Origin of the sequence: Acinetobacter sp. AS23 (assembly GCF_023612055.1) — a bacterium.
Lineage (GTDB): Bacteria > Pseudomonadota > Gammaproteobacteria > Pseudomonadales > Moraxellaceae > Acinetobacter > Acinetobacter oleivorans.
In genome coordinates, this window is the sequence record NZ_CP082274.1 from 3,087,085 (window position 1) to 3,099,414 (window position 12,330).

11 protein-coding genes are annotated in these 12,330 nt (G+C 39.6%); 6 read left to right on the forward strand and 5 right to left on the reverse strand.

The features are described from left to right. The first annotated feature begins 69 nt into the window (after positions 1-69). The 5 genes from betA (at position 70) to K6I41_RS14635 (ending at position 6,876) form a co-directional block, all read left to right on the forward strand. Entirely contained in the window at positions 70-1,728 is a 1,659-nt protein-coding gene (betA, locus tag K6I41_RS14615; protein ID WP_199945223.1) for a choline dehydrogenase, read from the forward strand. 510 nt (positions 1,729-2,238) lie between these two features. After that, positions 2,239-3,879, forward strand: coding sequence for a malate dehydrogenase (quinone) (gene mqo / locus K6I41_RS14620; RefSeq protein WP_250374677.1), 1,641 nt, complete (start codon positions 2,239-2,241; stop codon positions 3,877-3,879). A gap of 91 nt (positions 3,880-3,970) precedes the next feature. After that, the gene (locus K6I41_RS14625) at positions 3,971-4,441 is read left to right on the forward strand and encodes a hypothetical protein (RefSeq protein ID WP_250374678.1); all 471 of its coding nucleotides are present in this window, start codon (positions 3,971-3,973) and stop codon (positions 4,439-4,441) included. A 216-nt stretch (positions 4,442-4,657) separates the two neighbouring features. Further along, on the forward strand, positions 4,658-5,536 hold the full coding sequence (locus K6I41_RS14630; RefSeq protein ID WP_199945217.1) for a homocysteine S-methyltransferase family protein: 879 nt from the start codon (positions 4,658-4,660) through the stop codon (positions 5,534-5,536). Positions 5,537-5,541: 5 nt separating this feature from the next. Continuing rightward, positions 5,542-6,876, forward strand: coding sequence for a basic amino acid/polyamine antiporter (locus K6I41_RS14635; RefSeq protein WP_107881073.1), 1,335 nt, complete (start codon positions 5,542-5,544; stop codon positions 6,874-6,876). Between the two features lie 54 nt (positions 6,877-6,930). On the opposite strand, the gene K6I41_RS14640 is transcribed toward K6I41_RS14635, so the two are convergent. Both K6I41_RS14640 and K6I41_RS14645 read right to left on the reverse strand, forming a co-directional pair. Continuing rightward, entirely contained in the window at positions 6,931-8,844 is a 1,914-nt protein-coding gene (locus tag K6I41_RS14640) for an esterase/lipase family protein (RefSeq protein ID WP_250374679.1), read from the reverse strand. Positions 8,845-8,993: 149 nt separating this feature from the next. After that, a complete protein-coding gene (locus K6I41_RS14645; RefSeq protein ID WP_151987128.1) occupies positions 8,994-9,701 on the reverse strand; it encodes a YoaK family protein in 708 nt (235 codons plus the stop codon). A 322-nt stretch (positions 9,702-10,023) separates the two neighbouring features. Between K6I41_RS14645 and K6I41_RS14650 the strand changes: the two genes are divergently transcribed. Next, complete coding sequence (locus K6I41_RS14650; RefSeq protein WP_013198670.1) at positions 10,024-10,299, forward strand: hypothetical protein; 276 nt, start codon at positions 10,024-10,026, stop codon at positions 10,297-10,299. Positions 10,300-10,304: 5 nt separating this feature from the next. On the opposite strand, the gene K6I41_RS14655 is transcribed toward K6I41_RS14650, so the two are convergent. The 3 genes from K6I41_RS14655 to K6I41_RS14665 are packed head-to-tail and all read right to left on the reverse strand — an operon-like array spanning position 10,305 to position 12,326. Next, positions 10,305-10,745 carry a YbaN family protein gene (locus K6I41_RS14655; protein ID WP_191010951.1) on the reverse strand — a complete coding sequence of 147 codons (441 nt, stop codon included), beginning with the start codon at positions 10,743-10,745 and terminating at the stop codon, positions 10,305-10,307. A 28-nt stretch (positions 10,746-10,773) separates the two neighbouring features. Then, a complete protein-coding gene (locus tag K6I41_RS14660; protein ID WP_250374680.1) occupies positions 10,774-11,373 on the reverse strand; it encodes a biliverdin-producing heme oxygenase in 600 nt (199 codons plus the stop codon). Between the two features lie 32 nt (positions 11,374-11,405). Beyond that, positions 11,406-12,326, reverse strand: a complete 921-nt coding sequence (locus K6I41_RS14665; RefSeq protein ID WP_250374681.1) for an energy transducer TonB — start codon at positions 12,324-12,326, stop codon at positions 11,406-11,408. Between the last annotated feature and the right edge of the window lie 4 nt (positions 12,327-12,330).

Sequence of the window (12,330 nt, forward strand, 5' to 3'; positions counted from 1 at the left end):
CCTAAATCACATATGCCGAGCAGTCTTTATAGATTGCTCAGGCAAACTGTTAGTAAAAAAAGGATAGTTATGAATATTAAAGAATATGATTACATTATTATTGGCGCAGGATCTGCCGGAAATGTACTTGCTGCGCGTCTAACCGAAGACAAAGATACTACCGTTTTACTCTTAGAAGCGGGTGGCCCGGATTATCGCTTGGATTTCCGTACACAAATGCCAGCAGCTTTGGCCTACCCTCTTCAAGGTCGTCGCTATAACTGGGCTTATTTAACCGACCCTGAACCGCACATGAATAACCGTCGTATGGAATGTGGTCGTGGTAAAGGTTTAGGTGGCTCATCTTTAATTAATGGCATGTGCTATATCCGCGGTAACGCAATGGATTTAGAGCAATGGGCAACTCATAAAGGCCTTGAAAACTGGTCTTATGCCGACTGTTTGCCTTACTACAAAAAAGCCGAAACCCGTGACATTGGTGAAAATGACTATCATGGCGGCAATGGCCCTGTATCAGTAGCTACGCCTAAAAATGGCAACAATGTCTTGTTCCATGCCATGGTTGAAGCTGGTGTACAAGCAGGTTACCCACGTACTGACGACTTAAATGGTTACCAACAAGAAGGCTTTGGTCCAATGGACCGTACAGTTACCCCAAAAGGTCGCCGCTCAAGTACCGCACGTGGTTATTTGGATATGGCAAAAGGTCGTCCAAACCTGACTATTTTGACTCATGCCACGACCAATAAAATCTTGTTTAATCAAAAGCAAGCAATTGGTGTTGAATACATTATTGGCGCTGATCAAAACAACTTGCAACGCGCCTTGGTTAAACGAGAAGTGTTACTGTGTGCAGGTGCAATTGCTTCACCACAAATTTTACAGCGCTCGGGTGTTGGCGAAAGCAATTTCTTAAAATCAATGGACATTGATGTCGTTCATGATTTACCGGGTGTAGGTGAAAACCTGCAAGATCATTTGGAAATGTACTTACAGTATAAATGTAAGCAACCCGTTTCTTTATACCCTGCCTTGAAATGGTATAACCAACCTGCGATTGGTGCCGAGTGGTTATTTAACGGTACAGGTATTGGCGCAAGTAACCAGTTTGAAGCAGGTGGATTTATCCGTAGTTCGGACGAGTTCAAATGGCCAAACATTCAGTACCATTTCTTGCCAGTTGCTATTAACTACAACGGCAGTAATGCAGTGAAAGAGCATGGTTTCCAAGCACACGTAGGTTCAATGCGCTCACCTTCACGTGGCCGTATTAGACTGAAATCAAAAGATCCGTTTGAGCATCCAAGTATCTTGTTTAACTACATGTCGACTGAACAAGACTGGCGTGAGTTCCGTGATGCGATTCGTATTACACGTGAAATCATGCAGCAACCTGCACTTGATCCATATCGCGGTGAAGAAATTAGCCCGGGCAAACATTTGCAAACTGATGCAGAGCTTGATGACTTTGTTCGTAACCATGCAGAAACCGCTTACCATCCATCTTGTAGCTGTAAGATGGGTGAAGACGAAATGGCTGTCGTAGATGGTCAAGGCCGCGTACATGGTATGAATGGTTTGCGCGTAGTTGATGCCTCAATTATGCCGCTGATTATTACCGGTAACTTAAATGCAACCACCATTATGATTGCCGAGAAAATTGCAGACCAGATTCGTGGACGTGAAGCATTACCACGTTCAACTGCACCGTTCTATGTAGCATCATAAAACCTTAAAGGGCATATTTCTTATGTAGAGATATGCCCTTAATTTCATATTCATTGAGCCAATATTAATAAGAACTATGTATGACAGAAAATAAGCATGTGTAAGGAGCTTATTTACATAAATATGTCATGAAATAAAAATTAATCTATTTTTATAGGCAAATATTCTTCAAATGGTCCAACTTTAACCAAATTAATATTATTATTTTAATTTCAAATACTTAAAACAAAACAATTAGCTTAAACTATCTTATAAAAGCTCAATTTGATTAAATATAAATCATATTTATGATTTTGATGAACCCCATTTATTATAAAAATTGTCTTGTCAATGCAAAATTAGTCTAAAATATAGAGTGTTTGCGATAATCCCAAGTATTTTTTATTTTTTTCGAAGTTCTCTAATTTTGAGAATTCAGTTTCGCATTTATATCCATTTTGTCTGGATACGCTGTCTAGGTTTCCTCACTCCTTAAGTGACTCAAATAACTTATTTTAAGGTCCCCCTTACATGAAAAAGTTTTTGAAATACCTTCTGGTATTAATCATTCTTATTTTAATTGCAGGTATTGCGTTCTTGTTTAGACCTACAACGTCAAAACAAGTTGAAACTGCAAAAGATGAGCCAGTAGTTGATGCTGTTCTTGTTGGCGGCGGCATCATGAGTGCTACTCTTGGTACTTATTTCACTGAGCTTGAACCAAACTGGCAAATTCGTATGTACGAACGTCTTGACCAAGTTGCTCAAGAAAGTTCAAACGGCTTTAACAATGCCGGAACAGGCCACTCTGGCTTTATGGAAATGAACTATACCGAAGAGAAAAACGGTAAGATGGAAATTGCCAAAGCTGAAAAAGTTGCTTCTCAATTTGAAGTAGCAAAACAGTTCTGGTCATATCAGGTAAAACAAGGTGTTTTAGCTGAACCTAAATCATTCATTAACCCAGTTCCGCACATTGCTTTCGTTTGGGGCGATAACGTTCAATTCTTAGAAAAACGTTATGCTGCAATGATTCAAAGCCCGTTGTTCAAAGGCATGAAATTTACTGAAGACCCAGCTGTGATTAAACAATGGGCACCTTTAGTCATGAACGATCGTGACCCTAGTCAAAAAGTTGCAGCAACTCGTATGGATGTTGGCTCTGACGTAAACTATGGTTCTATCACTAAACAATTAGTGAATCGTTTAGATCAAAACCCGAATTTCAAATTACAGACTTCAACTGAAGTGACTGGCATCAGCCAAAATGATGACAAAACTTGGACTGTGTCTTTCAAAAATTTGAAAACTGGTAAAGTAGATCACGTTAAAACACGTTTTGTATTTATCGGTGCAGGTGGTGCAGCAGTTAAATTATTGCAACTGACAGGTTTACCAGAAGCTAAACAATATGCTGGCTTCCCTGTTGGTGGTGAGTTCTTAATTACTGATAACCCAGCAATTACTGCTCAACACACAGCAAAAGTTTATGGCCGTGCTGAACTTGGTGCGCCTCCAATGTCTGTACCACATATTGATACACGTTATATCGACGGTAAAAAATATGTATTGTTTGGACCATTTGCAACATATTCAAACAAGTTCCTGAAAAATGGTTCTCAGCTTGATTTACTTGCATCAACTAACAAAAACAACGTTTTACCAATGACCACTGTTGGCTTGGAAAACCTTGATCTTGTTAAATACTTGGTGAGCCAAGTCATGATGTCAGATGAAGATCGTTTAAATGAACTTCGTAAATACTACCCAGATGCGAAAGCTGAAGACTGGCGTTTAAGCCAAGGTGGTCAACGTGTTCAGATCATCAAAAAAGAACCAGGTAAACCTGCAACGCTTCAATTCGGTACAGAAATCTTTGCGTCTAAAGATGGTGCTGTAACTGCATTGTTAGGTGCGTCTCCGGGTGCTTCGACTTCTCCATACATCATGCTTAACTTGCTTGAAAAAGCTTTCCCAGAGCAAACTGAAGGTAAGTGGAATCAGAAGCTTCATGAAATTGTGGTGTCTTATAAGCAAGACTTGAGCAAAGACCCTGTGTTACTCGACAAAGTTCGTCAGTACACAAGTTCTACGCTTGGCTTGAACTATACATCTCCGTTCAAAGCTGCAAACGATGAAACTACTGCTGCCCCAGTTGCAAAAGCAAACTAAGTTTGACGATGTATAACTAAAATATCAAAAGGATGAATTTCGATTCGTCCTTTTGTTTTTTAAGACCTCAGTTGAGATATTTAGACTTGCCATGACGCCTTTAAACTCATCATCTCGCCTCTTGTCATTTTGTTTTAAGCTCGTGCTTGTTTTGCTACTGGCCTATCTTTTGGTAAGCGGTTTTTATATGTGGATGATTGGCGGTACAGCCATTTATGTCAGCTCAGCCGTGTTACTTACCATAACGGCTTATACATTTAAGCTCGGTAAATATCAAAAAATATGTTCTGTTTTAAATGTGCTGATGAGTGTAGCGGCGTTATATTTCAGTACTGCTCATTTATTTTTCTCGCCTATTCAGTTCTTTATATTCTTACCTGCGCTGTTTTTTGCTGTGCTTGCTTTTATTTCTCAGAACAAGACTCGCAGCTTATGTAAGCTTTTATTATTCATCAGTTTATTGTTTTGGTCAGGCATACATTTTACACAGCTTGAACAACTTCAAGCCTATTATCAAACTCAGCACACAGGCGAAAGCTGGCAACAATTTGGCGCGTTGTAAGATTATTTTTTATTCTATATTTTCAATTAAATACGTGTTCTTTTTCACATGAAGTTCATCAGTAAAACTGAACATCATCTACAGAAATCCTTTTAAGAAAAAATATTCATAACAATCTAATTTATTTAGAAATATATCGAGCATATTCGCGATTGTACACGGCTCATCTACACGCTAGATTAATCAAATATTTTTTCTCCCTTTATGTTGTAATTTATGAAGATTTTAGATGGCGGTTTAGGCCGTGAATTGGCCCGTCGTGGCGCTCCGTTTCGTCAACCAGAGTGGTCTGCACTTGCACTCATTGAAGCACCAGAAACAGTAAAAGAAGTACATCTCGATTTTATTAACGCAGGTTCAGAAGTTATTACAACTAATAACTACGCTGTTGTGCCCTTTCATATTGGACAAGAACGCTTTGAAACTGACGGCGTGCGTTTAATTCAAGTTGCTATCGAACAAGCAAAAAATGCAGTTAAAGAAAGCGGTAAAAATGTCAAAATCGCAGGCTGCTTACCGCCGTTATTTGGCTCTTATCGTGCAGACTTGTTCCAACCTGAACAAGCTAAAAGCCTTGCTGAGCCAATCATTAACACCTTGGCACCCGAGGTTGATTTTTGGCTCGCTGAAACTCAATCGTGCTTAAAAGAAGTCGAAACAGTTCATGCGCTATTACCAAAAGATGGTAAAGACTATTGGGTATCGTTTACGCTGCAAGATGAAATTAAACAAGAACAAGCGCTACTTCGTTCTGGCGAAAACATGCAACAAGTGGCTGATTTCATCAAACAATCAAATGCCAAAGCAGTGTTGTTTAACTGCTGCCAACCTGAAGTGATCTTGCAAGCAATTAATGAAATTAAAGGTCTCATTCCAGAGTCTGTACAAATTGGTGCTTATGCCAACGCTTTCCCACCGCAAGATGAAAGCGCTACTGCCAACGATGGTCTGGATGAAATTCGTAAAGACTTAGACGCTCCAGCTTATCTTGGTTTTGCTAAACAATGGCAGAAAGCAGGTGCAAGTCTAGTCGGCGGTTGCTGTGGTATCGGGCCAGAACACATTGCTGAACTTTCTCAATTTTTTAAAGAATAAATACCATGTCTGCTGCCAAAATTGGACTATTGTCTCTTACAGCGCTGGTCTTTAGTTCTATGGTGGGGTCAGGCGTATTTAGCCTACCCCAAAATATGGCTCAAGTCGCTAACGGCTCTGCCCTTCTTGTTGCATGGCTCATTACTGGGGTCGGCATTATTTTCTTGGCCCTCACGCTATTACATTTAACGCGTCAACGACCAGATCTAGACGGCGGTATTTATAACTATGCGCGGGAAGGTTTTGGAGACCTGATTGGGTTTTGCTCGGCGTGGGGTTATTGGTTGTGTACCACCATTGGTATTGTCGGCTATGTAGTGATTGCCTTTTCAGGCGTCGGCATGTTTACCGATAGCAAAGACCATATTATTTTTGGTGAAGGCAATACGCTCTACTCTCTGATTGGCTCAAGCATTTTTGTATGGCTGGTGCACTGGTTAGTGAGTCGAGGCATTAAAGAAGCTGCGATTGTGAATTTACTGGCAACCATTGCCAAAATCATTCCAATGGTAGTCTTTATCTTTTTCACATTTATTGCCTTTAAGTTTGATTTGTTCAAACTCAACTTAAATGACTTCTCTTTAAAAGTTCCGCTTTGGCAGCAAGTAAAAGACCTGATGCTCATTACCCTTTGGGTATTTACCGGTATTGAAGGTGCTGTGGTTTTATCATCGCGTGCGAAAAAACGTCATGACATTGGTAAAGCGACCATTTTAGGTGTGTTACTGGCCTTAAGTTTTTACGTCATGGTCACCGTATTAGCTTATGGCGTGGTGAGTCGTGAGGCCCTTGCTGGCATGCACAACCCATCAATGGCAACCATTTTGCAGCAACTGATCGGTTTACCTGGCACAATCGTTATTACTATCGGGCTTATTATTTCAGTTTCTTCGTCTTATTTAAGCTGGACGTTATTCGCCACTGAAATTCCATATTTGGCTGCAAAGAATGGTGCATTCCCGAAATTATTTTTAAAGAATAATCAAAACAATGTACCCATTTCATCACTTTGGCTAACCACCATTGTCGTACAAGGTGCTTTGATTGCGGTGTATTTTTTCAATAAAAACTACACCCAGCTTTTATTAATTTCATCAGTGATGATTTTGCTGCCTTATTTTCTGGTGTCGGCTTTTTATCTTAAAGAATCCATTCGCCATAAACGCACACCGCATATTGCCATTGCAAGTGTTGCTTCCATTTATGCACTTTGGTTGCTCTATGCAGCAGGATTAGATTTATTACTTCTGTCTGTAGTGTTGTATTTGGTCGGCTTGATTATTTTTTCAATCAGCTATTTTGAGCATAAAAAATCGCTCAAACAAAATCAGCTTAATTAATCATTTCAACCACTGTTGAGTCATTTCAGCAGTGGTTTTCTAAATCAAAAAATTCTATTTTAAAGGCTGTGACTGCTTTAAATGCAACCGTAAAATACGGCGTAATTCTAAAATCGCTTCTGGGGTAGTCTGAATCGAATGCCCGCCCTTAATAATGAGTTCCGACTGTTCACCACCTAAATGTGAACTTTGATACGGCACAATTCCATCGCTGCTTTTTAACTTATCAGTCGTCCCATTTATGTTCCCCATAATCGAGTGATAGACCACATTGGACGATGGCTGAATAGCTTGCGTAAGCTGCATAAAGCTAGAAGAACGACTTAAATTACTCGCCCCATTTTCAATTAAACCTTTTCTGAGTTTTGTATTTTTCTCATCTCTCATTTCGACCGCAATAAAGAAATCAGCTGGCAAACGAATAACACGGCGGGCAATTTGGGTAAACCATCGGTCAGCGTAGTCTGTGCCATGATGCGGTGCCGAAACAAAAACAACCCGCTTAAAATAAGGCAAAGCTTTGAATTGAAAACGCTCTAGCACCACAGGATTTTCTTTTAAACGATTTAACTGCGCTTCATTCATTTTTTGCATGGCTAAATCTGAAACATCAGCATCACTTACCAAAAGGCGGCTAATCACTCCGCCCATACTATGCCCGACCAACACTGCATCATGTGCAGCGTAACTGTCTTTAGCCACATTTTGAAAAGCCTGGTTCAGCAAAGAATAAATCTGAAAACGACTTTCAAAAATCGGCATATTGGTTGAATAAAACACCTGCCAGACTTGATAGTTATTCCTTAATTCGGCATCGCCCATAATGTCATTGGTTAGACTCACCCACGCCTCTGGGCTACTTGCCAAGCCATGAATAAATACAATGATTTTTTTATTCGGGTTAAAAGGTTCCAGCATATATAAATGCGGCATGATCAAATTGTTTTCTTTATTAATTAAAGACCAATAACCTGCTGCACCTAAATTATATTTTGACAACCAAAGCCCATAAGGCGCCGAATAGTTTGCAGTGAGCGGATAGTCCACACCTTCAACCTTTACGCGGTCTTGTCGATATGGATCAAACATGGCAATTTCTAAATCTGCTCCAGCAATGACCTGATCTGCTGTGGCTTTTTGTTTTGGGTAAGCAATCGCAGTGACTGGAAAAAAGCGCGGTAAATGTATGTTCGGATTATTCTGGTGAGCGTAAAAAGTATCGGGGTCTAAAATGAAGCCTTGATTTACATCATTTTCTTTACGCCCAACAATAAACTCTGCTCCTAAACCATCCTTACGGTTAACCGTATTAAAGCCAGAAAAGTTCATGTTATAGCTAGAGCGAAAAGTATCGACTTCAATTTTTTGTACATCTACGGCATGGTCAAAATTGACGTGGTACTCATGCCCATCTGCTTTAAGCAGCGGTGGAAAACGATGCGTATTTAAATGATTAAAATACGTGGTCATGAGCTTCGACAAAGCCACGTTATAAAAAATACGCACCTGATTTTGCCGATGGTCAAATACACGATCAAACGGTGATTCTTCAGAGTCAAATAAATAGACATAACTATAGCGCAAGCTTTTATCAAACAGCGCTAACTCTTGCTCAATGCAACTACTACTTTTATTAATGACATTACATTGGCTATTACGTCCGACGTCTAAAGCTTTTGCCAAATAAATTTCACTGAGCGCAGCATAACGTTCTTCTCGGCTGCTATTTTCAGACAAGCTTTGAATTTTAATTAAACAATCATCAAAATTTTGCAGACAAGATTTTTCGTCTTTTTTAACTAAATACAGCAAGTTTTGAGTTTGATGACTCAAGGTGCCGTCGGTCAGAATACTTTCATTCTTACTTTTTAAAGCATTGCTTAAATTACTTTCTTTTAAATTAATGACCTGACAGCCACTGAGCAAAGCCATTATTGTTATGATTGAATAATGATAAGACTTTGTCATTGTGCATTCCTTAATCGAATGTATTCCCCATCTGGTCATTATGCCTGTAAAGCAGTGAACGAACAATTTCGGCTCAGCTTCCATTTTCCTTTATTGCGAAAAAAAGCCTGAACTCATTTTAATTCAGGCTAATTTATTATTTTTTCTAATCAAGCTTGGTTAAACTTTTGCTGTGAAGCTAAATAAGAGAAATACAAAATAGGTAAGATAAATGGCGCTACACTCCAGAAGTCAAAATAAACATAGAGTATCGCTCCCAAGAAAGCACCAATTACAAACCCAATCACAATACTGGCACTTTTTAGAAAACTTGCCCGATTTGCTGCATTATTGTTTTTAAGCAAGTTGGCTATATCAATACCAAGCTGAGTGGTGTTGCCTGTCATCATGGTACTTGGGCTAATATTTTTAATGAGGGTTTTGCTGGACGTATTACGAATAGCCAAAGCAATTAAACCCAACCCGCCTGTTACTGCAACTGTTAATGCATCCGGATTTTTAAATGGTTCAAAGTAAAGTCCTGCAACCATAAAGGCACATAGAAAAATAGCTTCAAATAAAAATAAATAAGACAGGGTTTTGTGCTTAACCTGACTACGGTCAATTAACAGTTTGGTGATCACAACTGTCAAAATAAATAGCGGAATAGCAGCAAGCTTAATCCATATGCCAGCGCCGCCTTTAACCCATGCAGCACCTGCCAATACTAAGTTTCCCGTAACATGCGCGGTAAAAAAACCAAACAGCGCAATAAAACCTATGGTATCAATTGCCCCACCCACCATAGTCAACAAAACAGGATCTCGACATATTGCCCAGGTACTTTCTGTCTCTTTTTGAATTGGGGTATCTGCCATATAAAATATCCTGTTAAATTAGAGTTTTAAAACAAGTAAGTTGTATATAAATGATTTAAAAAATAAGTAATACTAAAGTGTTTATGAAAACAAAAAATGATGTAAAAAAATAGGGTGTGTAATGTCGCAACACTGTCTTTAAAATGGCAACAATTAAAATTGAGTGTTTTTGAAACAATAAACGGTTCTCAACTTCAAATCAATTTGACCTCTAAAACTGTTATAACTATGATGAAGCCGCAAGTTGATATCAATTGGTTTTGAACCTGAAAAAGTTATGCCAAGATATGGATAATGAAAAACAACAACCAAGAGTAGATATATGTCACTTTATAATTTTTCAGTTTTTCTAGGTGGATTATTATTTGCATCTATTGCCTTCGCGGGTCAAAAAAATAATGCTCAACGTGATTTCTATTTAAAATGTATGGCAGCAGGTCATAGCCGTGCAAGTTGTACATGTATTTATCATCGTTTAGAACGTCAATACTCTCCTAAACTCATGCATAAACTTGGCAGTTTAAGTTTACAAAGCCCTGAAGTACCGCGTGATTTTGTAAAAACCATGAAGCGTACTATGCAACAGTGCCAATCATAATTCTTTCATTTTTTAAGCCACATCCACACCAATACCCCTGCCATACATAAAATTGCCGGATAGACAAACCAGGGATGTGGAATAGTCCAAATCATCAGTCCCGCAGCCAAACTCATACTCACTGTCGAGATGTATTTTGCTTTTTTAGGAATACGCCGATGTTCTTGCCACTCGCGAATGAGTGGACCGATATAACGATGATTTCGAAACCATTGATGAAGTTTTTCAGAGCCTCGAGCCGCAAAGAACACAGCCAAAATTATAAAATCAACGGTGGGTAAACCCGGAATAAAAATACCCAATATGCCAAGCGCAATACACAACCAAGCCAAACCAATAAACACCCAACGCGCCCAAACAGAACGGGCAAGCTTACTGACTGGTTGAGCGGGTGCTAACGACTGCTCATGTTTTACGATCACATTTACTTGATTGAGTTTATCCATATCGGGTATTCCCTTTATCCACTTTTTATTATTTCAATTCATCAAGCTGATCAAGCGCTTGACCAAAATATCCAAAGGCATCTAACGCCCCTTGAACAACTCGGTCTTGCTGGGTTTGGTCAAAGCCTGTTTCATCAAGTGCTTGTACAAAACGTTTCCAGACTTTAGCGCGCCCTTCGGGATAGGCCGCTAAATTACGCGCAGCAAACGTTTCAGAAAAACCCAAATGCTTTTGAGCTTCTTTAAATAAAAATGCAGCCCCTAAAGTTGAACCCTCAGACACATAAATCCAGCCTAACGCCTCGGGTAGCTGTACGTTTTCACTCTGTAATTGCTGCCCGTTAGGTTGAATACCTAAATCATTTAAATCGGCAAGTGCTTGTTTTGAGCGGCCACGAATGTCGAGGTCCGGAATCAGTCCTGCCACACCCTCTTTTTCAAAAAGATGTTCAATTTCACGCTGAAAGTAATATTGAGACAAAGTAAATTGCGCATATTTTTCTTTACTTGAAAATACCTTTGCCTCTGACATTAATTGATGCATACGTTCGTGTTCAGCAGCAGTTTCTTGTTTCAAACGTAAAGACAAACTGTTGCTAATGATTCGGTCTGTAGATGAGTTCATCATCTTTCTCCTGCAAAGTGGATATCGATCATCGGTTAACGGCCCCGATTGAGTTTGAGTTGGACTGGAAAATCCACAACAATGGTCACGGCTCGACCGTTAATTTTGTGGGGTTTAAATCTGGATTTACGTGTAGCTTGCATGACCCGTTCATCAAGGCTTTGAATGCCTGAGCTTTGACGTAATTGGATGTCAATCGGCTGCCCTTTTTCATTAATGCGAATCCGAAGCTCAACCAAACGATTTTGTTGTTTTAACTCGCGGTCATCATAGTCAAGCCCGCCAAAACTCAGCACATCCACGCTACTCACCTGAACAACATCATCGTGTTCAACTTGAGTGCTCGGTGCTTTGGAATACTCTTGTTGCGTTGCGGGTGTTTTGACGCCGCCACTTTTGGTTTCGCTATTGATGTTTTGTGGCAAATGCTCAGATTGCGTTTGTTCAAGGTCTGTCGAACTCAGTTTTTTATCGTTGTGAGCCGCTCGCCTTTCTGTAGGCTGCGCTGCTTGAGACGAAGCTAAATTGTTTAAAGTCGTTTTTGGTTGTGCTTGCTGTTTGTCATTTAAATTATTTTGCACGACCTCTTCAGAGGCAGTTTTTGACACTAATGTTTGAACATTTGTAGGCGAGTTTTTTGATTTTTCAGGTACTGAAGATACCGAACTGTTTAACGCAGATTGAGGCGTTACACTTTTTTCAGGTTGGCTTTCAGTCTTTTCAACCGATGGCTTTTTAGCAGGTGCCAATGACACAAAACTTACTTTTAATGCATCTACTTTTGGCGATGCTTGAAAAGTATAAGGCTCTATTAAATGACTCAGCATCCAGACAACAAACACATGCAGACCAATCACCACGACTACGGTTAAGCACTTATAAAAATGCTTCGGCCCTTGTGGTAAAGGCAACATAACCATCGGCTTATGTGTAGGGAATAATGATTTTGATTTCATGACT